Below are 22,315 nucleotides of genomic sequence, written 5' to 3'. Positions count from 1 at the left end.
GGATATATCCGATTGATCGTTTAGCTTTATAGAACAATATCCGTCATTTTAAATTGATTTTTTCAAACTGTTAAGAATGCTATTCCATCGACAAAGAGGAGCTGTTCATGATCTCGGCAAAACCATTCGACTACCCCTATGATGGCAATCTCGATGCGGGCAAAACCGCGCTTATTGTCATCGACCTACAAGAGGATTTCCTCTCTACCACGGGTTACTTCGCCCGCCAGGGCTACGATCCCGCGCCACTCCGCGCGATCCTTCCTGCGGTCAACCGGCTCATCGCGGCCTGCAGGCACGCGGGCATTCAGATCATTCATACACGGCAGGGCTATCGCGAGGACCTTGCAGACATGACGCCTTACGAGAAATGGCGCCGGCAGCGGTCCGGCCTCGAAGGCACTACTGCGCTGCTGCGGTCCAGCCCCGGTTTCCAGATCGTTCCCGAACTCGACGTGCGCCCGCAAGACATCATCGTCGACAAGACCTGCAATAGCGCGTTCACCTACACCGACTTCGAGCACGTCCTGCGCGCGCAGGGCATCACGCATCTCCTGTTTTCGGGCTGCACAACGGATGTCTGCGTACACACGACGCTGAGGGAAGCCTGCGACCGGAACTTTCAGTGCCTGACGATCTCCGATGCTTGCGCCAGCGGAGACCAATATGCCCATGAGGCCGCCCTTCACATGGTCACCGTCGAGAACGGCATTTTCGGAGCGCTCACCGATACAGCGGCAGTTCTTGAAGGACTGAACAAGCTCGGAAAATCCACGAAATGAGCGAGAAAATTGCAAACCAGAAATATGTGTCCCTGATGCGCCTGACGCAAAAAGGGCTCACTGAACTGACTGATAGCGCCAAGCGCCGGAAGGTCAGCGAAGATCGCGTGGCAGCGCTCGGTGGGCGATCGATCGCCTTCTACGCCTTACTCGGCGCCTATGATTTTGTGCAGGTTTTCGAGATGCCGAGCAATGAAGCGATGATGCAATATGTCCTCACGGCACGACGGGACGGCCATGTGGAACCGCTCATCCTTCCCGCTTTCGATACCGATATATACGGCCAGATTCTCGACGCGGTCGGCTAGTCCAATTGTTTAGTTTTTCTGCGTTTTCTTAGCGAAAACATTTAGCTTGTCTGCGAAAGGCGTTCGTATACGACTTCAAAAAACTTCGATTCAAGAAGCAAAAAACAAGGGAACATAACAATGACGACTGCAATACTGGGAACGAAATCGTCTTTACTGGCAGGCACTATGCTTGCCTTCCTCCTTGGTACAGGCACTGTTCTTGCCGCCGGCCAGAAGCCCGATTTTGTATCGGGCGGCGTTTTGAAGGTCTGCACCAGTGGCGAATTCCCGCCAATGGAATATTATCAAAATCCGGGCGACAAGGATCTTGTCGGCTTCGAGGTCGATGTCATCGACGCGATCGCCAAACGCTGGGGCGCGAAAGCCGAATATGTCGTTGGTGACTTCAAGGGATTGCTGCCGTCGCTCGATTCAAAGCGTTGCGACCTTGTCGCGAGCGGCATCCTGATCACGCCAGCCCGTCTCGAAAAATACGATGGAATTCCGTATTTCGGCTCTCACGTCGTGATGGTCACTGCGGCAAGCGACACGGAGACGAAAGTCCCCGCCGATGTCAGCGGCAAGGTGATGGCAATAGAGGCCGGTACATCTTACGAAAAGATGGTTGCCGATCTCAATGCTGAACTCGAAGCTGCCGGCAAGGCGCCAATTCAGGCGCAGACTTATCCCTCCGCATCCGGCGTCATTGAGCAGATCCTGGTTGGTAGGGCGACGGCGACGATCACGCAGGATACGACTGCTGCCTATCGAATGCTTCAGGTTTCCGGTCGGCTCAGCATCCCGTACACCTACGAAGAAAGTGAAAACTACGGCATCTACCTGAGGAAGAGCGATGGCGACCGGCAAGTACTGAAGGAGGCGATCGAAGCCCTGCAGGAGAGTGGCGAGATGAAGACACTTCTTCAGAAATGGAAGCTACCGGAAACGGCAACTGCTGTTTCCCACGACGTCAACTGACGATAGGGCGTTCCACAGTGTTCCAGTTTGACCTCTTCCTGCAGGCGATCCTCAGTGCCCCCCTCTTCAAGGGGGCACTGCTGACGATCGGCCTTTCGCTGTGTGTTATGGCCGTGTCCCTTGTGCTCGGCATGGGGCTTGGCTCCCTGGCGGGCTCGCCGCGACCGGCGGTCCGTTGGCTGGTGACGTTCTACGTCTGGCTTTTCCGCGGCGCACCCGCACTGCTCGTACTGCTGTTCGTTTGGAATGGTTTGCCACAAATCTCGGAAATCTTCCGCGCCGGCTGGTTTACACCGTTTGTTGCGGCATTCCTGGCGTTGTCGCTCATCCAGATCGCTTACCTGGCGGAAATCCTGCGCAGCGCCTTTGCCGCCGTTGGCCGTGGCCAGCAGGAGGGCGCTGCGGCGCTGGGTATGCATCGCTGGCAGATCTTCGTGGTCATCACGATGCCACAGGCGCTGCGGATAGCGGTTCCTGCACTGATGAACGAGTTCATCTCGCTTTTGAAAACCACGTCGCTTGCGACCGTGATCTCTCTCAAGGAACTGATGACAGTTTCCCAGTTTGCCATCGCCACGAGCTTCCGGTTCCTAGAATGGTATGGCGCAGCGCTCGTCTACTATCTGGCCATCGTCTCGGTGCTGACGCTCGTCCAGAACCGCATCGAACATTATCTCGCGCGCGGCTATCGTTGATCCCCGCGTCACCCACGAGTTGGATATGAACCCGCACATGACCAAAATCGATTTCCCGAAGCCGGATCCGCAGGCAGCAATTCAGGTGGCCGGTGTCAGCAAATGGTACGGCGCTTTCAAGGTCCTGGAAAGCATTGATCTCACCGTGGACAAGGGGGAGCGCATCGTAGTCTGCGGCCCGTCCGGGTCCGGGAAATCGACACTCATCCGCTGCATGAACCGTCTGGAAGTCCACCAGGAAGGCTCGATTACCGTCAACGGTATTGAGCTTACCAACCAGTTGAAGCGCATCGACCGCGTTCGCAGCGACGTCGGCATGGTGTTCCAGCACTTCAATCTGTTTCCACACCTGACAGTTCTCGAAAACTGCACGGTCGCCCAACGCTGGGTGCGTAAACTGTCGAAGAAGCATGCGACCGAGATTGCGATGACCTATCTGGAACGCGTCCACATTCCAGAAAAGGCCGACAAATATCCGGGCCAGTTGTCCGGTGGCCAGCAGCAACGTGTCGCCATCGCGCGCGCACTGTGCATGAACCCGAGCATCATGTTGTTTGACGAACCTACCTCAGCGCTCGATCCCGAGATGGTCAAGGAAGTACTGGACACAATGATTTCACTTGCCGGCGATGGCATGACGATGGTGTGCGTCACTCACGAGATGAATTTCGCGCGTGAAGTGGCGAGCGAAGTGGTTTTCATGGACGGCGGCCAGATCATCGAGCGCAACAAACCCGACATTCTGTTTTCCGCACCGGCGCATGAGCGCACGAAGCGCTTCCTCGGCAAGCTTCTGCATTGAGCGCGGCGATCATGAGCAATAGGGACTGGTTCTCGACGGAAGCGCTTTCCGACCGGCTGGCCCGGATATGCGAACCGTATGTTCACAAATTCTTCCGCGCCAACATGTTTCATGTCGTTGGCCGGGACGCCGACCTTGTCATCGATTTCGGAATGGGGCTCAGTAGCTTGCGAAGCGAGCTGAGCATTCCAGCAACCAAACCCATCCTAGCGGTGGCGACGCATGTTCATGTCGATCATGTGGGCTCGTTCCACGAATTTGAGAACCGCTTGGGTCATGGGGTCGAAGCCGACGCCTTCGCGCGCATGCTCGATACTGATACGCTGGCGAATTATTTTCGCACACAGCCGAACGCCTTGGCGCAGGTTCCGCCGGTGGGCACAAAGCCGGAAGCCTACACAGTGTCACCGGCGCCGCTGACGACGATCCTTGCGGAAAATGACGTTATCGACATCGGCGATGCGTGTTACACGGTGCTGCATTTGCCTGGTCATTCCCCAGGTTCCATTGGACTTCTCAACCAGAAGACGGGGGTATTCTTTAGCGGAGACGCTATATACGAGGGTGGCCTCGTGGACGATCTACCGGGGTGCAACGTCGACGCCTACATGACTACGATGCAACGCTTGCTGCGACTTGATGTGAATGTGATCTATGGTGGCCATGGATTGGAGTTCAAAAGGGTTCGGATGCAGGAGATCGCGAAAACCTATTTGGTTTCTAAGGGCTGTTAAAAGGGGTGCGCCGAGCGAACAGCCTCTGGGGCAACTCAGAGCGCTGAAGCATTCCGATATCTAGATAACAATCCGCTTGTAGCTGGGCACGGGTTCGATGAAACTCCGGCGAGTGAGCTTGATATGCTTGCGCCAAGAGATTTCACACCCACGAAAAGCTTAGTTTAGGCAGATCAGGATATCAACGGTTCTAGGCTCAACCCCTCTTAATTAAAGTGCTTCCCAATTCGACGTTGTTTTGATTCACTCATGGCAGGAGTATTTTCCAGGAGTGAACTGTTTTTGCTGACGCCATCTCAGCTTATACCAACCGTCACTGAGTGTGACTCTCTCGAGGATTCCATCAAGCCGACGAATCTGAATCTCTGGCGCAAACAGGAGGTTTGCGATGGGTTCAGCGATTTCTTTGCGACCGGATTTCAATGGGTTCATTTTGCGGCGTCTGGCTCGGCAGGCGCGCGATGCCGATCAGGCGCGGCGTCTTCTGGCGCTCGCATCGATCTATGATGGCGGCTCGCGCGCCGATGCAGCTCGGGTCGGCAGTGTGACAGTTCAGATCGTGCGTGACTGGGTGGTGCGCTTCAATGATCGTGGTCCCGGCGGCCTGATCAACGGCAAGGCTCCGGGCAAACCTTCTCTGCTGAACGACGATCAGCGGGCGGCCTTGGCGCAAGCCATAGAACGTGGGCCGACCCCGTATCTGGATGGCATCGTTCGGTGGCGTCTATGTGATCTGGCGCAATGGATTTGGGAAGAATTCCGCATCTCGGTGAGTGAGGAGACCCTGGGCCGCGAAGTGCGTGCCATGGGGTATCGCAAGCTCTCGGCTCGCCCAAGACATCATGCGCAGGATGCCGAGGCGGCTGAGACATTTAAAAAAACTTCCCCATCGCTGTGGCAGAAATCGCTGCCGGTCCCGCCAGTGGCAAAGTGATCGAAATCTGGTTCCAGGACGAGGCTCGTATCGGGCAGAAGAACAAGATCACCCGCCGCTGGGCCAAGCGTGGATCAAGGCCATCCGCACCCCATGACCAGCGCACACGCTCAGCCTATATCTTCGGCGCGATCTGCCCCAAGCAGGGCAAGGCGGCCGCTCTCGTCATGCCCTGGTGTGACACCCATGCCATGAACCAGCACCTGACCGAGATATCCCGCAACGTCGCAGACAACGCACACGCCGTCCTCATCATGGACCAGGCCGGATGGCACATGTCCAAAAATCTGATCGTTCCCGAAAACATCACCATCCTGCCACTGCCGCCCAAATCGCCGGAGTTGAACCCCGTCGAAAACATCTGGCAGTTCATGAGGGACAACTGGCTCTCAAACCGCGTCTTCAAGTCCTACGAGGATATCGTTGACCACTGCTGCTACGCCTGGAGAGCGATGCAGGAGCGCCCATCGAAAATCATGTCCATCGGCCGACGCCTATGGGCGCAAGGGTTCTGATCAATGACGTTTGGTATTATGGACGGCGCCAATCCCGGTGGTGACTCCACATCCGAGCAGGCAAACATGTTTGGGATTGGCCTGCGGATTGATTTTTGCCAGAGAAACCTCGGCGACCACCGTGAATTCGCTGAAAGTCGAGCAGCCCATGTAATGATAGATCGGCTGACCGTCGTGGGAAAAGCGCGACGTTCCGTCCGGCATCAGCCCCTTGCCTTGGGTTAGCGCGCACCGCCACGCAAAGATTGGTTTTCCCGGATGAGCAAAACAGGCATTCCCGGCATTCTGCCGTGTAAAGCGGGATAACATGGTCGCCCGGCTGAACGCTTGTCACCCCCTCCCCAATCTCGACGACGACACCGGCGCCCTCATGACCGAGCACGACCGGAAAGAGGCCTTCCGGATCCGCACCGGAGAGTGTGAATGCGTCCGTGTGGTATACCCCGGTATGGGTAATCCGGATCAGGACCTCGCCTTTTTGCGGCGGCGCAACGTCCAATTCCACAATTTGCAGAGGTTAGCCGGGAGCGAAGGCGACTGCGGCGCGTGATTTCATAGTATTTCTCTTTTGTCGATTTGGGCTGCGAGACTGTCGGCCTGGGCTATTCTAAGTGGGTTGTTAATTGGGAGCAGTGGTGACCCACAGCGCTCGGATCATATCCATCAGCTGGAGCGCTTCAGACCACCTGTCACTGGTGTCGTTGCCGTCCCTACCGGTGATCGCATAGGGTTTGGGACCTAGCTCACAGGTAAAAACCAGCTCCGCATCGTCCCCTGCGCGGGAACGCCAGCTCTGGAACCCCTCTTCCCACCACGTGAGAAACAGATCGAGCCATGGACGATGATGCGGAAATGACAGTTCGATCTGGACCTGTTCACGTGACGCGACGCGCCCGTGAAAAGCGTGGGCGTTGCGCAGGATTCGGTGAATGAGCGCGTGGTTTTCGTCATCGACAGGAAACGCAAATTCCCGGCCGACCAGAAAATGCGACAGGTCAGCCAGCAACGGCAGCTCCGGACGCTGGTCCAGAAGGTCGAGGGTGAAGAAAAGATCGGCGGTCATGCGATCCCGGTGGGTTTCGACAAAAACCGGGATCCCGGCATCCTTGGCAAGCCGCATCCAGCCATCGAGCAGGGGTAGGCAGTCCTCAACCCTGCGCAGCCGGACATCCGGCTGGAGATTGATGTGGCTGACCGGAAATTCTGTGGCGAGTTCCAGCGGCAGGATTAGGTCTTCCACCGTGCGAGGGAAACATACACCCTCGATTTTAAGAGCAGTATCCCGGATGGCTGCATCAATGGCGGCAACATCATTGCGATTGGTATAATGCGTGCTGATCCCGTCAAAACCCGCCTTGGCAATCATCCCAATATTTGCGGCAAGGCTTGGCTCGAAACCATCCGTATGACGCCGTTCCATAGCCCACAGAGACTGGAAAACGGAAAAGGTCTGCATCAGGCGGCCTTGGCGCTTTTAAGCAGCGTCTTGAGGTTTACCGTGGGATCCGCCAGAACCGCCGGATCTGGACTTAACCCAGCAGCAATCAACATCTCAGCAAGCTTGATGTCCTTGGCTAGGCTGTTACCGGTACCGAGACCGGCGGCAGCCACCAAGCGTCCGTCATCAAGATAAAATTCAAGTTCTCCGGTGGATGAAGGCCGCATCACGCATTGATGATCAGGCTGTGGGAGGCCTGCGACCTGCAGACCGAGATCATATTGATCGGACCAGAACCAGGGTGGGGCTGTAAACGGCTCATTCGCGCCGGCCATGTTGCGGGCAGCAATTTCGGCCTGGGTGCGGGCATTGCGCCAGCTTTCGAAGCGAACATGGCTGCCACCAGGCTGTTGCACGGCGGCGCAATCGCCGGCCGCAAATATATCGGGATCGCTCGTGCGAAGAAAAGCGTCCGTCAAAATCCCGTTTCCGGTCGCAAGCCCCGCCGTCTCAGCCAAATGAATTTCCGGCTGAACACCAATGGCAGCAACGACAACATCTGCAGGAACTCTAGTGCCGTCCGCCAGCAAAACCGTATCGGCGAGGATTTCCGATACGCCTTGGCCAAGGTGGAAATAGACGCCTTCCTCAACGTGTCTGGCATGCATCTTTCCAGCGAAACGCAACGGAACGGCTCTGGCAAGCGGTTGGGGAGCGGCTTCAATGATGCTGACTGTAAGCCCTTTGCCACGCAGCAGAGCCGCCAGCTCCATGCCGATCAAGCCGCCGCCGATAATCGCGACACTCCGACTGCCCCAAACGCTTTCGAATATGATCTTCGCATCGCCAAAGGTGCGGAAATCAAGTGCGCGCTCGGACCCCGGGCAGACCAATTTGCGGGGACGCGCTCCTGTCGCCAACAGGAGCTTATAATATTTCAGGTCCCGGCCATCGCTCAAAGCAACGGATTTTAGAGCGACATCCAGCCTTGAGACTTCGACGCCGCGAAGATAGGTGACGCCGGCATTGCGTAACGCTTCGTCAGAGCAAATTGGTTTCATCGTCACCGCCCCGCTTTCAGGCTTTGACAAAGGTGGCCGCTCATAGGGCAAATGCGGTTCCGCACCGATCAGCATGATGGCACCGGTATGACCGGTGTCGTGCAGAGCAAAAGCCGCTCTCGTCCCCGCTTCCCCTGCCCCGACAATAACAATACCGGCCATGCTTAGCTCCTTGCGAGTTGAGACTGGCGCATGCCGCCGTCCATGCGCCAGCCGGAAAGGATCAGTTGCGGTGAGCGTAGTCTTTCATGTTCTCAGGCGTGACGAGTTCAAAGGGCACCATGACCTGCTTCTCGACAGCCTTTCCGCGGATCAGGGCTACCGCCGCATCAATCGCGGTTGCCGATTGCGCCTTGGCGTTCTGAAACACAGTTACATCCAGGTCGCCGGCCGCCATGGCAGCGAGAGCGTCCTGCGTTGCATCGATGCCGATGACGATGACATCGTCCATCGACACCCCGGAAGACTTCAGCGCCTGGATCGCGCCAAGGGCCATTTCATCATTGTTCGCGTAAACGACATCGATCGATTGGCCGGCTGTGATCCAGTTGGTTGTCATGTCCATTGCGTTGGTGCGCGTCCAGGCAGCCGACTGTTCATCGGCGATGATGGCACCTTTACAGTCGCCCGCCGCCAGCGTGCCCTTGAAGGAGGATGTCCGGTCGCGGGAAGCCTGATGCGCCAGATCGCCCATCAGAATATAGACCCGGGCTGTGCTTTCCTTGCTTTTCTTTTTAAGGAGGTCGCACGCAGCCTGTGCAGCCTGTTTCCCTGCATCCGTCTCCTTGGAGCCAACGTAAGCCTGCTTTTCCGGCAACTGGCCGACATTGCCGGGCTCAAGATTGAGATAGACCAACGGAATGTTGGCCTTCTCAGCCGCTTCGCTGATCCCGGGCGCGGCAGAAGCGTCCGCTAGTGTTAGGATGATCCCATCCACGCCGGCGGCGATGAAGTTGTTGATCTGGTTGAGTTGCTTGGAAATGTCGGTTTGGGCATCCTCGAACTGGACGTTCGTTCCCGCAACGTCCGATGCTCGTGCCTGGAGACCTTCGCGAAGCAGCGTCTGGAAATTGTTGTCGAAGCTCTGCATCGAAATTCCCAGCATTTCGGCCGAGGCAGTACTCGTCATCAGGCTGGCCGCAACGGCAGCCGCAAAAGCTAATCTCATGTTTTCCTCCCAACAGGCGCCGGATCGCCCAGGTACATCCGGAGGCCCAACGGGCCAGTGTCCCGGCAGCCTTTAGGTCAAGGCCACGCGAACCTCTCCATCGACAATTTCCGTCGGATAGGTTTTAAGGTTTTCGCAGGCAGGCAGCCGGATGGCGTCGCCCGTGCGATAATCGAAGGCACCGGAATGCTTGGGACATTCCACCTCGAAATCCATCACCAGACCATCGGCAAGGTGGATGGCCTCGTGCGTGCAGAGCCCCGCCGTGCAATAGACGCTGTCATCCGGGCCACGGTAAATCGCGTAGGTGCGTCCTGCATGGTCGAAGCGAATAGCACCTTCTTGCTCGATATCATCGATTTGGCAGGCGGAAACCCAGCTCATTCTGCGGCCTCCCCGGCCGCACCCTGAGCCTTGCTGGCTGCCAGCTTTTCCTTCCGCTTGCGATATCGCTCTTGCATCTGCGCTTCGCCTTCCGGCGAGCCGTCATGCCAGGTGCCGAACCACTTATCGAGCGGGATCAGCGCATCGCCGTAGTTCACTTCAAAATATTTGTGATGCAGGTAATGCGCATATGCGTGGCTATCGACCAGCTTTTCCTGGCCGATCTCGACCTTGTCGAAGCCGACATGGCCGGGAATTGCCCCAAAGCCCGCATAGTGCAGCTGATAGAGCATGATGACCGGGTTGGACGGGAGGATGAGGTGATAGAATGCAGTACCGAAATAGAGCAAATGCTCAACCGGATGCATCGACAGCGATGACCACGGTGACGGATTGACCGAATTGTGGTGAACCGAGTGCACCCACTTGTAGAGCATCGGCGTGTGGATCAACCGGTGAACGCAGAAGAAGTGAAATTCGTGAATGATCGGGACGACAAGTGCCACGAAAGCCAGCGTCCAGGGATTTTCGGCAAGGGTGAGCCACGGCGCATATCCATTGGCATAGGCCCAGAGCATGCCTGCCTCGATGGCGGTCCAGATAGTCACCCCCGACAGGAACGTGCGCAGGATATTGTCTTTGTTCTGGTTTTCAAACCAGAACGCCTGGCTCTTTTGCTCGGACGGGAATTTGCCGTTGTATTTGAACCGGTATTCCTGCCGCTTCAGCACGTAGAGATGTAGCTCGAATGCACCGTAGAACAGGAGGACACAAACGGCATTGACGGCGTAAAGCCAGGTAATCCAGCCGAGGCCGAGCGTCTTCATGGTCTCGATCGGCGGGACGACCCAGGCCCAGTAGGCCACTGCTGAGGCAGCAAAGACCATGTTCCAGGGAAAGAAATAATGCGGCAGCCATTTGAGGATTGCCATGATCCGCGTTGGGAACTGAAACAGTGGCGCATATTGCGCCGGCTCATTCGGCGCCCAATCCCCGCGTTTGTTGCGCTTCCCGTATTTCAGGTCGTCCATCAGCGTTCTCCCTACAGCGAACCGCAGATTGCGTGTTCACACGAAGCTTCAATTAAAGGAGAGTGGCTGGCGCTTTGCCGGATGTTCACAGTGAACGTCCGAACCTCTTCCTACGCCTTAATTAGCAGGAGGAGTGGCAAACACCGAAGACTTCATTGATGAGATTAGATCAAAGACCTTCCGCGGTAATCGTGATGAAACGGATGGGGGTGGGATCAGGCTCGATCTTCGTCAGACCGATGCGATAGCATATCCAATCAAGTGCGCGCTGTGCCTGGGCTTCCGGCGCTTGATCAAGAACGACATCAACAATTCCGTCCCGCAAGGCGGCACGAGTGTAATCGGTCAACTCGTGCGCGATGAACAGGATGTCACGGCCGCGCTTTTCGCGCCGTAGGGCGTCGATCAGTGCAGAATTCGCACCCCCGGCATTGTACAGACCGACGAGGTTTGGATATTTTTCAAGCCCATAGGACAGGGACGCCTTGCTATATTGCTCCTCGTCGCGACTGAAGCCGATCCAGTCGAAACTGACATCGCCGGGATGGTCGCGAAAATAATCGGAAAATCCCCGCATGCGCTCGCGGTGAACCTGATAGATTGGGTGGCAAAGCCCGATCACGGGGCCGGACTTTCTCGCCATTCGCGTTATGAAATGGGCAGCAGTGCGTCCCGCTGCATAATTGTTGATTCCGACGAACTCGCCGTTTGTTTCCGACGCCCGTGTCACCACATGGACGATCGGAACACCCCGGCTAGCGACAGCTTCCACAGCCGCACTGATCTTGGGGCTATTGGGAACGGCGAGGATCAGACCGGCACGCGTGCTATCCATAGACAGGATGCGTTTTGCTATCTCATCCGGATTCATCTCGTCTGTGAAGCTGCGTTGAACCATCACAAACGGATCTATGGTCCCTGCAATGCTCTCAAATGCCTGCGAAAGCCGCCGGTAAAAGGTCGTTTCCGGGCGGACCATCAGAACTTCGATCCGCATCAATTTATGATAGGCATCCGGAATGATCCGTGGGTAGTTCAATGTCCGGACCGCCAATGTTACCTTTTCAATGAGCTCAGAACGCACGCCCCCGCGCCCGTTCAGCACCCGTTCCACAGTTGCCGTCCCCACACCGGCAACACGCGCAATATCCTGATAGTTTGGCCTACCCATCACCTCACCTTTGAACTTAGTACAAAGCCGTTTAACTGCCCGATGTCCAGATTCCCATTTCGGCTGCAGCGGAGAAGGAGCCCGTATATTTTGCCGGCGGTGCTTCCGCTATCGCCCTTATGCGAGTGCGTCCGAAGTCCATCAAACCGTTGGTCTTGACTGGGATCGAACCGGAGAGTCTCTAAACAAGCGGAACGTTTCATCAGGAGCGGCGACCGCTCGGCGACTGGCCGAAGCTTTCCCTGTAGCGCCGGGCGAAATGGGAGCGTGACGCATAGCCGGCGGCCTCGGCAGCGGCAAAACTTGAAGCACCGGCGGCAAGCGCGGTTTGGCCAGCCCGCAGGCGTTCGGTTCGAAGGACGCTGCGGAAGGACGTGCCCTTAGCCGCAAGCCGACGGCGCAGCGTCGAAGCCCCGAGGCCGAGACGGTCTGCGACCCGCTCGACGGTCCACTCCTCCGACGGCGCGCTTCCGATGAGCCAGGCCACCTCTTCGGGCAGGCTGGCTTCGAACAATGGACGGGCGGCGGCGATCGGCCGCAGAAGCGTCAGCACTTCCATCAGCCGCACCGCCTTGACCGCTTCGCCCAGCGCTTCGCTGGCGATCGCCGTCGCCGCATGAACAAGCGTATGCACGAGATCCGCATCGAGCGGCACGCGGAACTGCCGATCGCCAATGCGAATGCTCGTCTTCTCGCTTCCCGTCAGCGGCGCCATGCCGGACGGTAATGTCGGCACCTCCAGCAATAGCGATTCATAGGAAGAAGTTGGCCCGGCAGGAATATTGACGACATCCATCGACACGCGCGCGGGAAGGACGAAGACGGTGCCCGGCTCAAAGAAATGCGTCGTATCGCCAAGCCATACTTCCTTGCGCCCCCTCAAGATGATGCCAATGAGGGGACACGGAAGCTCGATCGCCCTCAAACGCTCTCTGTCTAGGGAACAGTAGGAAAAGAGCTGGTGGCCGTGGGCATATCGCCCGGCAGTGCCGTCTGGCGCCATCATCGGCCGCAAGCGCTCCACGAGCATGGATCGAAGATGTGCGTCGTCGCTATCTTTGTAATGAATGTTCATGGCCGAAACGATAACGCAGGACGTGCCAATAAAAAACGGCACACGTGAGCGTTTCGGGCTCGAAATCGATCGATCCGGACCCTCCACGGCGAACAGGACGCGTCAAAAGCGGTCTCCACATCCAAGGAGAGCGACATGAACCCGATTGCAACATTCCTCTTTTCCACCGCTGCCCTGATGGCATCCGCAGCCCATTCCGCCGACGTCGAACTCTGGCGGCTCGACTGCGGCGAAATCGAGGTCCGCGACCTCTCGCTGTTTTCCGACACCTACAATCACGTCAGCGAGAAGCGGACGCTGACCGACAGCTGCTACGTGATCCGCCACGACCAGGGCTACATGCTCTGGGATGCCGGATTGCCGGCCGGTCTTCTCGGGGCAAAGCTCGATCCGAGCGCGGCCCTTGCGCCAACGCTCGCGAAGGACATTCCGGCCCAGCTCGCAGAAATCGGCGTTAGGCCCGAGCAGATCAACCTCCTTGGCATCAGCCACAATCATTTCGACCATGTCGGACAGGCCGCGACATTTCCGCAGGCAACGTTGATGATCGGCGCGGCCGATCTTGCCCAGTTCAAGGCCGATCCCCTGCCCTTCGCCGTCGATCCGGCCTTCATCAAGCCGTGGCTCGATGGCGGCTCGAAGATTGACGCCATCTCGGGTGACCGTGACGTCTTCGGCGATGGAACGGTGACCATTCTCTCGACCCCCGGCCACACGCCGGGCGAAACGAGCCTGCTGATCCGACTTGCAGAAACCGGACCGGTCCTGCTTTCTGGCGACGTCGCGCATTTCGAGGAGCAGTTCGAGAACCGTGGCGTGCCGGGGTTTAACTTCAACCGCGCTGAGACGCTGGCATCGATGGAGCGGCTAATGGGAATCGCCAAGGCGCTTCACGCCACCCTTATAGTACAGCATGACGCCAAGGATATCACCAAGCTGCCGACGTTTCCGAAAAGTGCTAGGTAGAGACGTTCTACAACCCGGCCGGCCGATATTTCGACCGGACTTTGCGCACCACGCTACGCAGCGGTCTCGATCGTGTTCGCGCAAACGTCAATAAGGCACTGATGGTAAGCCGGTTACGTTTGAAAGGCCTGGCGGCGGAAGAGCGGCGGTAAGGCGCTTTTACTTCAGGCATTTATGCCTCACAGCGGCGAGGCTCGGCATATGCCGCTCTGAAAGTTGAAGATCAAAACCCTTCAGGAGCGGAACAGCTATATCGGCGAATGGGAATGACGCCGGTGCCTTAATTTCCGGCTGTCCGGCGGGGGCCAGTCTTGCACGCGTTGATCAAAGGCAGACTTAATTTCGACCGACGATCCAGCGTCACAGCTTCCGCTCAAAAATGCGAGACGTTTGAAATACGGAAATATTGCTTTCAATTGGCACCTACCGCAACCAGCCAATCTGCTTGTCCAGAAATAGGAGCCTGAGTGGAAATCATGGTCAGCTTCACAGTTACAGCTACGCAGAAAATTAAGGCGGACTCCACCGAAGAGGCTGCCTTGCTTACTTACCAGGCGCTCACGAAGAGCCCGGCTCCCCTCATCTATTCGGTAATCGACGAAAACAATGTAATTGCCAATATCGAATTGGATAGAGACAAGACAGTGGAGTTTGCGGGACTGGATCACACCACAGATCCAGGCAACTGGTGAGACAGGAAGACCTGGGCGCGCTTCGTTCAACTGCGGGCGGGTTAACCAACGATGCAATGCGGCAACAGACCTGACCCACATCCTTGCGGTGCAGCTATGGACGGTGTTGATTCAATGAACCAGGTTTTTGTCTGAAGAGCCTAACTCGTGCGCTACATGAACTGGATCCCATGTTCCAACAACAACGCTGCAGCCGGGACATAATCCTCCGAACGATCCGCCGCGCAGCCGACAATCGAATACGCGATAGACACAGCATTCGCCGCCAGTCTGGCATTGCCCTGTTCCAAGGCTCCTTCGGCCATCGCGCGCAGAGCTTCGACCACAACGGTCAACATGCCGGATCGCTCGTTCCAGTTCATTTCAATCAACGTCTTTGGCATCGTCTGCATGACTTCTCCTTCGCGCGCATGGACCCGCACAGTTTAAGCTGTCGAGGTGCGGCAAAACTGGACGCTAGGTGAGTGTGCTTGATACTTCATACGGTAAGGGACCCTTCCATTCGCAATTGACGACGCGTGTTCTATCCGCAGGGCTGCACCGCTACTTCTGCAACGCCTGCGACCGTACGCTCAAGCCAGCAACCACTCTTGCGGTCTGAAAGATCCCTCGCCGACTTGCCGGTAGGGACCAGATCCATGATGAACGACCCGGTTCTGATGCCCCAAGATCCAAGTTTGATAAGAAATCCGACGATCAGGAGGTTGCGGATGAGCCGCGCCAAATCTATTTTAGATGCAGCAGCGCTCGCTGCACAGGATACAGGGATTGAACATGGCTACTGGTACGGTAAAATTCTTCAACGAAGACAAGGGGTTTGGCTTCATTACGCCCGAAAATGGAGGTACCGATGTGTTTGTGCACGTGTCTGCGCTTCAGAGCGGAGGCTCACTTCGCGAAGGCCAGCAGGTGAGTTACGAGCTTGGTCAGGATCGCAAGACTGGCAAATCGAAAGCTGAAAACGTCCGGACGATTTGACCGGCTGGATGTGATCGTTGTCTTTACGGTCACATCCACACTGCCTTGAAAGAAGACGGTGGCGCTTCGTCGTCTTACCTTGTTTTGGTGCACGTAAACGATTGCCAAGCGCTCGCCAAATGGCGATCCGCCATCCAAATTGCGGGCGCCGATCCGATTACTCTCTCCTGACAAGGTAGCGAGAACGGTTGCATCCGCGTCCGTTGCAACGTCGCGATTTGCCTTCTCACCCGGACCTAACTCAGCGTCGGCATCGGTTTACCGCCCGCCTTTGTTTAACGGCGCCTTGTCTTCTGCGTCCTTCTTCTGCGTAACCTGATCGGCTGCTATCTGTGAATGGCGCATCGCCACCCAGGCATTGTCCGGTTCAGACGTGATCGACGTGCTCGTTTCAACTTTGGTCGGTGAAGAGGCCGAAGTCGCGGATATGGGTGAAACCGGACTGACCACAAAATTCTCCTCGTCCACGGGGCATCAAGCGACCGGCCGGGCGTCAAGCTTTTGGATCGGTGTCGAGAGCAGAAAAGGCGGCCTCGCGACGACGTTTCGGAAAGAGCGGTGTGATGTTAGATTCATCATCGTTCTTAAGGAGGAAGCCGACCTTCCGGCCACGATTGCGCGCGTCCAGTATCTTATCGATACGGCCCTGAAAGTCCTGACGCGGATCATAGTAGGAGGGCCGCTCAGGCTTTGGAAACGCGTATTCAAAGGAAATCGTCTCGATCAGGTCCAGCGCGTGTATACCCAGCCGGGAAAAGTCCTCTTCCCTGCGCTCGAACAAATCGTCGAAACCCGGCGGCACAATGTCAAGGGAATCGAGGCCATCGAGAACATTGCGGATGCGGTTCGGCATCCACAAAAGCTGTTCGGCGATGTCTGGTTTCATGACGCTCCACTCGGCATCCCTAGGCAGGAAGAGGCGTGGATCTTCCGCATGGAATACGAATTCGGTGGGATCTGCGGGGTTGAATTCTGCAGTATCGTTGACTGCGGCCTGACAGGCACCGACAAAATCGTCGAGTGCGATCACTGAGCGAACAGCAAGCTGCCGGGCTTCTAGGGCTGCTGCCCCGCGTTGCGCGGATCGACTTGCGCCCCTTTGAGACAGCATCGAAATCAGCCAGCCCGCAGCAACGCCTGCAAGGGTTAGCCCAGCACCCAGCAGGGCAGGTTCAATTCCGTTACCCAGAATTTCGCTCAATATGAAGTCCCTCTGCCTGGAAGATACCCAAGATGTAGTATACGCGCCAGCTTCCAACAAGTAGGTGCAGTGGAACAATCGGGAGGAAGTCCAAAAGATTACTTCCTAACATGTTTGCTCGGAGCCTTCTCCTAACAAGACGCGGGTTACCGGCTACTGATTCAAATGTTTCTGGGAAGGAGGCGAGCCCAGCCCGAAGCGCAAAATGCGTGTGGTCGCCAGCCTACATGCTAGGAGTGTCCATTACCCGAGTGAAAACCTCGTGCCGGGCATCCAAGAGCGTGTCTCCAATTTCATTTGATACCGAACTACAAAGCAAAGCCATGTGGGAGGCGGTTACGCCCGGATGGACGAGTTTTTGAATCCGGCAAACTTTGTAGTGCTCGACTTATACCAACCGTCACTGAGTGTGACACTCTCGAGGATTCCATCAAGCCGACGAATCTGAATCTCTGGCGCAAACAGGAGGTTTGCGATGGGTTCAGCGATTTCTTTGCGACCGGATTTCAATGGGTTCATTTTGCGGCGTCTGGCTCGGCAGGCGCGCGATGCCGATCAGGCGCGGCGTCTTCTGGCGCTCGCATCGATCTATGATGGCGGCTCGCGCGCCGATGCAGCTCGGGTCGGCAGTGTGACAGTTCAGATCGTGCGTGACTGGGTGGTGCGCTTCAATGATCGTGGTCCCGGCGGCCTGATCAACGGCAAGGCTCCGGGCAAACCTTCTCTGCTGAACGACGATCAGCGGGCGGCCTTGGCGCAAGCCATAGAACGTGGGCCGACCCCGTATCTGGATGGCATCGTTCGGTGGCGTCTATGTGATCTGGCGCAATGGATTTGGGAAGAATTCCGCATCTCGGTGAGTGAGGAGACCCTGGGCCGCGAAGTGCGTGCCATGGGGTATCGCAAGCTCTCGGCTCGCCCAAGACATCATGCGCAGGATGCCGAGGCGGCTGAGACATTTAAAAAACTTCCCCATCGCTGTGGCAGAAATCGCTGCCGGTCCCGCCAGTGGCAAAGTGATCGAAATCTGGTTCCAGGACGAGGCTCGTATCGGGCAGAAGAACAAGATCACCCGCCGCTGGGCCAAGCGTGGATCAAGGCCATCCGCACCCCATGACCAGCGCACACGCTCAGCCTATATCTTCGGCGCGATCTGCCCCAAGCAGGGCAAGGCGGCCGCTCTCGTCATGCCCTGGTGTGACACCCATGCCATGAACCAGCACCTGACCGAGATATCCCGCAACGTCGCAGACAACGCACACGCCGTCCTCATCATGGACCAGGCCGGATGGCACATGTCCAAAAATCTGATCGTTCCCGAAAACATCACCATCCTGCCACTGCCGCCCAAATCGCCGGAGTTGAACCCCGTCGAAAACATCTGGCAGTTCATGAGGGACAACTGGCTCTCAAACCGCGTCTTCAAGTCCTACGAGGATATCGTTGACCACTGCTGCTACGCCTGGAGAGCGATGCAGGAGCGCCCATCGAAAATCATGTCCATCGGCCGACGCCTATGGGCGCAAGGGTTCTGATCAATGACGTTTGGTATTAATCGATCCAGTAGCAGCATGTTGCGGCGATGGGGATGGCTGAGAAGAATGTGTGGGCACATCGATCGTATCTTGTTGCGATGCGTCTCCAGTTCTTGATCCTGCCGAACATGTTCTCGATGCGGTGGCGTTGCTTGTAGAGCAACTCGTCATAGTGGGCCGGGTCTCGGCGCTTTTTCCCCGGTGGAATGCAGGGAGAAATCCCCTTTTCTTTCAATCCGTTGCGGAACCAGTCGGCATCGTATCCACGATCTGCCAGCAGTTCTTTTGCTTTCGGCAGACGCTCAAGCAGATGCCGTGCACCTTTGTAATCACTCACCTGGCCCGCCGTCAGCAAGAACAGCAATGGCCTTCCCCTGCCATCGGTGACGGCATGCAGCTTGGAATTCAGGCCACCCTTCGTTCGTCCGATGCAGCGGGAAAGAGCCCCTTTTTTAGCAGGCTGGCTGCGGTGCGATGGGCCTTGAGATGGGTCGCATCGATCATCAATCGATCCGGTTGGCCCGCTTTGCCCGCGAGCGGCTCGAAAATCCGATTGAAGACGCCCAACTCGCTCCATCGGATAAAGCGATTATACAACGTCTTGTGAGGACCGTATTCCTTCGGCACATCTTTCCACTGAAGTCCATGTTTAAGCACGTAAATAATGCCGCTGACCACACGCCGGTTATCGACACGGGGGATGCCGTGAGCAAGTGGAAAATACGGTCTGATCCGAGCAAGCTGCGAGGGCGTCAGCAAAAACAAATCACTCATGGCAAATCCTCCTGCCAACAGTGAATCAAAACCCGCCGAGTTTGAAAAGGAGTTTAATCAATAGGGCCTGAGCCTAGATGCCAGGCTCGGGACTCGTGGTTACGCCTGGAAGACCAATTTCAAGATTCAGGAACATATCGGCATTAGCGTGGGCCAACGGGAATTCACTAGCTTGCGCGTTGGTTATGTCATGTCTGGATGGCGCCCGTTGGCTGCCAGGGGCGAGTGCCGAGTGGCGATTTGCGTCGGCACTCGGCACCCGACCTGTCAATTCTGGCCGGGCGCTATGGCCGTTATCTGCTCCATCGCATCGCTGACGGTGAAACTTGCCGCCTTCGCACGTGGCGGGAACTCTTTGAAGCTCTCGAGATATTTTCCGACGATTGCCTGTGCCGGCACGAATACGAATATGCGCCGAGCCGCCCAATCCGCATAGTATATACTGTTGGTGCCTTTCTCGAATGGATCGGAACGCAGATTGTAAAGCATCGGGGCACGCAGTTTGGTGAATTGACCCTGCCAGACGCCCAATGGAGTCTCCGGACCGATCTCGGTGTGTTGCTCGATAAAGGCGATTTTCCAATTCTTGATGCGGATCGCCATCAGGTCGCCGTCGTCGCTCCAGTAAGGAAAGCCTTCGCGAGGCGTTTCCTTAACCTCTCCCTTGAAAAATGGCAGGAGATTTTGCCCGTCGAGATGAACCTTGAAGGTCTTTCCGTTGAGCGAGTGGCCCGTCAGCAGTTTCCCCACGAGACCCGGCTCCCCTGCCGCTGCGGCAAAGGTTGGAACAAAATCCTCGTGCGCGCATATATCGTTGACGACCGTGCCAGGTTTGACAACGCCGGGCCACCGAATAAGCGTCGGAACGCGGAACGCGCCTTCCCAGTTGGTCGCTTTCTCGCCCTTGAAAGGCGTCGTGCCGCCGTCCGGCCAGGTAAAAGCTTCAGCGCCGTTATCGGTGGTATAGACGACAATGGTATTTTCGGTGACGCCGAGGTCGTCAAGCAGTTTTAGCAATTCCCCGACATGGCCATCGGTCTCCACCATCCCGTCCGGATAGAGGCCCAGCCCCGTTTTTCCATGCGATTCCTTCTTGAGATGTGTGAAGATGTGCATGCGTGTGGTGTTGAAATAGCAAAACCACGGTGTGCCAGCCTCTTGCTTTCGCTTGATGAAATCCTTGGCCGATGCGAGGAATTCTTCGTCGATCGTCTCCATACGCTTGACGTCGAGCGGTCCGGTATTTTCGATGACCTGCTTGCCGATCTTGCCGAACGCCGGGTCGATTGTCGGGTCGTAGGTATCGCTGGCCTTGCATTTGAGGACACCCCGCGGCCCAAACCTTGCACGGAAGCTCGGATCCTTCGGATAGTCGGGATTTTCCGGCTCCTCCTCGGCATTGAGATGATAGAGGTTGCCGAAGAATTCGTCGAAGCCGTGAGCCGTCGGGAGATGCTCGTTGCGGTCGCCAAGGTGGTTCTTGCCGAATTGTCCGGTTGCATAGCCAAGCGACTTCATGACATCTGCGACGGACGGATCATCGGCCCCGAGCCCGAGTTTCGCGCCAGGATTGCCTACCTTGGTGAGTCCTGTGCGGATCGGTGATTGCCCGGTAATGAATGCCGCGCGCCCAGCTGTGCAGCTCTGTTGCCCGTACCAGTCGGTAAAGACGGCTCCCTCCTTACCGATCCGGTCGATGTTAGGAGTGCGGTAGCCCATCACACCCATGTTGTAGGCGCTGATGTTGTACCAGCCAATATCATCTCCCATTATCATAAGGATGTTAGGCTTGCCGCCCGTTCCGCCAGTTTTGGTTGACTGTTGGGCCCTTACGTCGTCCGTCGAGACCAATGACGCCGCCACGGCAGTGAGAGCGGTGCCAGCGACAAGGACCTCACGCCTGGTCAGCCCAGGGGGTATTTCAGGCACAGAGGCATTCTTCGGATCATCTGCCATTTCCTGTTCCTCCATTTGAGGCGTTCGACCGCAATTGCTGATCTCGCCTACAGCACAGTATCAATGATATTGATTGTCAGTAAGTACGTTACAGTTACATCAACACTGTTCCTAACGCTCGGTGCCGAAGTATAGGATCAGTTAAACGTTCTCCGGGGGGTGTTGTTAGTAAAATGTCAGCGTTGACATCGTCGGGTAATTTCGGCCAGCATTGCCGTAACGGCTCGTGCTCTCTGCGTCAGGCTGACCAAAACGGTTAAGCCGCTGCTCGCAGGAGCATTCCGAACAAATCACGAGGTTCGTCCGGATCGGCGAGCAGATCAAGGTGCTCGAAGAAGGGGTGGTCATTGAGCTTGGCTCGAACATAACGCAACGCGGAGAAATCCTCGATGGCAAATCCAACACTGTCGAACAAGGTCACCTGCTCATCCCGATCCCGACCGCGGATTCGGCCATCGACCACCTGACACAGTTCGTTGACAGGGAAGTCCGCCGGCATCTGTTGAATTTCGCCTTCAATGCGAGTTTGTGGCGGGTACTCCACGAAAATCTCTGGCCTGCTGTGAGAATGAAGCGCACTGGGCATCCAAGACCACGTACCGCCATGTAGATTTTGGTGCTCAGGCCGCCGCGAGAACGGCCAAGGGCCTGATCCTCAGCCCTTTTTGCACCGGAGGCGTGTTGGTGAGCGCGGATGATGGTGCTGTCGACGATAAGGTATTCAAATCACTGTCATCCGACTTCGTTTCGAAGAGACGCCACCAGGCGCTCTTTTGACTCCAGCGGCTGAAGCGCCGAAAGACGCTGCTCCAACCGCCGAACATATCTGGCAGGTCACGCCAGGGCGAGCCCATTCGTACGATCCACAGGACCGTTTCTACGAACATGCGATTGTCGCGCCCTGAAGGCCCTCGCGTGCGATTATCGCCGACAATATGCCGCGACATCTGATCCCACTGGTCGCCACGAAGAATAAAACGGTCCAGAACACCCATGACTACCTCCAAAAGGCAGTCGTGAATCACATCATCGGCAGTTTGAGATCCTAAGAGTCCACACCTCCTAAAGCGGGTTCCTCGGTAGATTGTAAAGCCAGCGTCTACTGGCGCTGCCGATCGAATCCATCTATGCGGTTGCTTCGATCCGCTGGATCAT

The 22,315-nt window shown here is 56.7% G+C and carries 22 protein-coding genes and 3 pseudogenes; 11 read left to right on the top strand and 14 right to left on the bottom strand.

Annotated elements, in window-relative coordinates; genetic code table 11:
- Window positions 1-107: 107 nt before the first annotated feature.
- The 7 genes from ACQY8Q_RS01905 (at window position 108) to ACQY8Q_RS01875 (ending at window position 5,730) form a co-directional block, all read left to right on the top strand.
- A complete protein-coding gene (locus ACQY8Q_RS01905) occupies window positions 108-782 on the top strand; it encodes a cysteine hydrolase family protein (RefSeq protein ID WP_428424114.1) in 675 nt (224 codons plus the stop codon).
- Window positions 779-1,090: a GYD domain-containing protein gene (locus tag ACQY8Q_RS01900; protein ID WP_428424112.1), complete on the top strand. Its 312-nt coding sequence runs from the start codon at window positions 779-781 to the stop codon at window positions 1,088-1,090. Before ACQY8Q_RS01905 ends, ACQY8Q_RS01900 begins: the two co-directional genes overlap by 4 nt.
- A 120-nt stretch (window positions 1,091-1,210) precedes the next feature.
- A complete protein-coding gene (locus ACQY8Q_RS01895; RefSeq protein ID WP_428424110.1) occupies window positions 1,211-2,050 on the top strand; it encodes a transporter substrate-binding domain-containing protein in 840 nt (279 codons plus the stop codon).
- Window positions 2,051-2,067: 17 nt separating this feature from the next.
- Window positions 2,068-2,745, top strand: coding sequence for an amino acid ABC transporter permease (locus ACQY8Q_RS01890; RefSeq protein WP_428424108.1), 678 nt, complete (start codon window positions 2,068-2,070; stop codon window positions 2,743-2,745).
- A gap of 37 nt (window positions 2,746-2,782) precedes the next feature.
- Window positions 2,783-3,547: an amino acid ABC transporter ATP-binding protein gene (locus ACQY8Q_RS01885; protein WP_428424106.1), complete on the top strand. Its 765-nt coding sequence runs from the start codon at window positions 2,783-2,785 to the stop codon at window positions 3,545-3,547.
- Complete coding sequence (locus ACQY8Q_RS01880) at window positions 3,544-4,281, top strand: MBL fold metallo-hydrolase (RefSeq protein ID WP_428424104.1); 738 nt, start codon at window positions 3,544-3,546, stop codon at window positions 4,279-4,281. The genes ACQY8Q_RS01885 and ACQY8Q_RS01880 overlap by 4 nt, the downstream gene beginning before the upstream one ends.
- A 388-nt stretch (window positions 4,282-4,669) precedes the next feature.
- A protein-coding gene (locus ACQY8Q_RS01875) for an IS630 family transposase (RefSeq protein ID WP_428424102.1) occupies window positions 4,670-5,730 on the top strand; the annotation gives its coding sequence in 2 pieces (ribosomal slippage) (window positions 4,670-5,185 and window positions 5,188-5,730; 1,059 coding nt in all).
- 6 nt (window positions 5,731-5,736) lie between these two features.
- On the opposite strand, the pseudogene ACQY8Q_RS01870 reads toward ACQY8Q_RS01875, so the two are convergent.
- The 8 genes and pseudogenes from ACQY8Q_RS01870 to ACQY8Q_RS01835 all read right to left on the bottom strand — a co-directional run.
- Window positions 5,737-6,244 (bottom strand): annotated as a pseudogene (locus ACQY8Q_RS01870) (alcohol dehydrogenase catalytic domain-containing protein); the annotation flags it as partial.
- Window positions 6,245-6,349: 105 nt separating this feature from the next.
- Entirely contained in the window at window positions 6,350-7,186 is an 837-nt protein-coding gene (locus ACQY8Q_RS01865; protein WP_428424100.1) for a sugar phosphate isomerase/epimerase family protein, read from the bottom strand.
- The gene (locus tag ACQY8Q_RS01860) at window positions 7,186-8,391 is read right to left on the bottom strand and encodes an NAD(P)/FAD-dependent oxidoreductase (RefSeq protein ID WP_428424098.1); all 1,206 of its coding nucleotides are present in this window, start codon (window positions 8,389-8,391) and stop codon (window positions 7,186-7,188) included. The genes ACQY8Q_RS01865 and ACQY8Q_RS01860 overlap by 1 nt, the downstream gene beginning before the upstream one ends.
- A gap of 61 nt (window positions 8,392-8,452) precedes the next feature.
- Window positions 8,453-9,397 carry a substrate-binding domain-containing protein gene (locus tag ACQY8Q_RS01855; RefSeq protein ID WP_428424096.1) on the bottom strand — a complete coding sequence of 315 codons (945 nt, stop codon included), beginning with the start codon at window positions 9,395-9,397 and terminating at the stop codon, window positions 8,453-8,455.
- Between the two features lie 72 nt (window positions 9,398-9,469).
- The gene (locus ACQY8Q_RS01850; RefSeq protein ID WP_428424094.1) at window positions 9,470-9,781 is read right to left on the bottom strand and encodes a MocE family 2Fe-2S type ferredoxin; all 312 of its coding nucleotides are present in this window, start codon (window positions 9,779-9,781) and stop codon (window positions 9,470-9,472) included.
- The gene (locus ACQY8Q_RS01845) at window positions 9,778-10,812 is read right to left on the bottom strand and encodes a sterol desaturase family protein (RefSeq protein ID WP_428424092.1); all 1,035 of its coding nucleotides are present in this window, start codon (window positions 10,810-10,812) and stop codon (window positions 9,778-9,780) included. The genes ACQY8Q_RS01850 and ACQY8Q_RS01845 overlap by 4 nt, the downstream gene beginning before the upstream one ends.
- A gap of 169 nt (window positions 10,813-10,981) precedes the next feature.
- The gene (locus ACQY8Q_RS01840) at window positions 10,982-11,983 is read right to left on the bottom strand and encodes a LacI family DNA-binding transcriptional regulator (RefSeq protein WP_428424090.1); all 1,002 of its coding nucleotides are present in this window, start codon (window positions 11,981-11,983) and stop codon (window positions 10,982-10,984) included.
- A gap of 202 nt (window positions 11,984-12,185) precedes the next feature.
- Window positions 12,186-12,989, bottom strand: coding sequence for a helix-turn-helix domain-containing protein (locus ACQY8Q_RS01835; RefSeq protein ID WP_428424088.1), 804 nt, complete (start codon window positions 12,987-12,989; stop codon window positions 12,186-12,188).
- Window positions 12,990-13,193: 204 nt separating this feature from the next.
- Between ACQY8Q_RS01835 and ACQY8Q_RS01830 the strand changes: the two genes are divergently transcribed.
- Together ACQY8Q_RS01830 and ACQY8Q_RS01825 are read left to right on the top strand one after the other, a co-directional pair.
- Entirely contained in the window at window positions 13,194-14,024 is an 831-nt protein-coding gene (locus ACQY8Q_RS01830; RefSeq protein ID WP_428424086.1) for an N-acyl homoserine lactonase family protein, read from the top strand.
- 476 nt (window positions 14,025-14,500) lie between these two features.
- Window positions 14,501-14,716, top strand: a complete 216-nt coding sequence (locus ACQY8Q_RS01825; protein ID WP_428425510.1) for a hypothetical protein — start codon at window positions 14,501-14,503, stop codon at window positions 14,714-14,716.
- A 152-nt stretch (window positions 14,717-14,868) separates the two neighbouring features.
- Here ACQY8Q_RS01825 and ACQY8Q_RS01820 read toward each other — a convergent pair whose 3' ends face one another.
- The gene (locus tag ACQY8Q_RS01820) at window positions 14,869-15,108 is read right to left on the bottom strand and encodes a hypothetical protein (protein ID WP_428424084.1); all 240 of its coding nucleotides are present in this window, start codon (window positions 15,106-15,108) and stop codon (window positions 14,869-14,871) included.
- A 382-nt stretch (window positions 15,109-15,490) separates the two neighbouring features.
- On the opposite strand from ACQY8Q_RS01820, the gene ACQY8Q_RS01815 reads away from it, so the two are divergent.
- On the top strand, window positions 15,491-15,694 hold the full coding sequence (locus ACQY8Q_RS01815; protein ID WP_428424082.1) for a cold-shock protein: 204 nt from the start codon (window positions 15,491-15,493) through the stop codon (window positions 15,692-15,694).
- A 493-nt stretch (window positions 15,695-16,187) separates the two neighbouring features.
- Here ACQY8Q_RS01815 and ACQY8Q_RS01810 read toward each other — a convergent pair whose 3' ends face one another.
- Window positions 16,188-16,895: a hypothetical protein gene (locus ACQY8Q_RS01810; protein ID WP_428424080.1), complete on the bottom strand. Its 708-nt coding sequence runs from the start codon at window positions 16,893-16,895 to the stop codon at window positions 16,188-16,190.
- Window positions 16,896-17,370: 475 nt separating this feature from the next.
- Here ACQY8Q_RS01810 and ACQY8Q_RS01805 point away from each other — a divergent pair.
- A protein-coding gene (locus ACQY8Q_RS01805; protein WP_428424032.1) for an IS630 family transposase occupies window positions 17,371-18,430 on the top strand; the annotation gives its coding sequence in 2 pieces (ribosomal slippage) (window positions 17,371-17,864 and window positions 17,863-18,430; 1,062 coding nt in all).
- A gap of 16 nt (window positions 18,431-18,446) precedes the next feature.
- Here the strand turns inward: ACQY8Q_RS01805 and ACQY8Q_RS01800 are convergent.
- The 4 genes and pseudogenes from ACQY8Q_RS01800 to ACQY8Q_RS01785 form a co-directional block, all read right to left on the bottom strand.
- Window positions 18,447-19,204 (bottom strand): IS5 family transposase gene (locus tag ACQY8Q_RS01800; protein WP_428424078.1). Its coding sequence is split into 2 segments (ribosomal slippage): window positions 18,447-18,871 and window positions 18,871-19,204, totalling 759 coding nucleotides; the frame shifts between segments, so codons are not numbered across the junction.
- Window positions 19,205-19,471: 267 nt separating this feature from the next.
- A complete protein-coding gene (locus tag ACQY8Q_RS01795; RefSeq protein ID WP_428424076.1) occupies window positions 19,472-21,160 on the bottom strand; it encodes an arylsulfatase in 1,689 nt (562 codons plus the stop codon).
- Between the two features lie 256 nt (window positions 21,161-21,416).
- Window positions 21,417-21,719: pseudogene (locus ACQY8Q_RS01790) on the bottom strand (ornithine cyclodeaminase); the annotation flags it as partial.
- Window positions 21,710-22,155: pseudogene (locus ACQY8Q_RS01785) on the bottom strand (IS5 family transposase); the annotation flags it as partial. The pseudogenes ACQY8Q_RS01785 and ACQY8Q_RS01790, both read right to left, overlap by 10 nt.
- Between the last annotated feature and the right edge of the window lie 160 nt (window positions 22,156-22,315).

The sequence above is a fragment of the Pararhizobium sp. genome (assembly GCF_965279435.1).
GTDB lineage: Bacteria > Pseudomonadota > Alphaproteobacteria > Rhizobiales > Rhizobiaceae > Pararhizobium.
The sequence above is the reverse complement of the archived record's forward strand: the minus strand, read 5'-3'. Positions and strand labels throughout refer to the sequence as shown.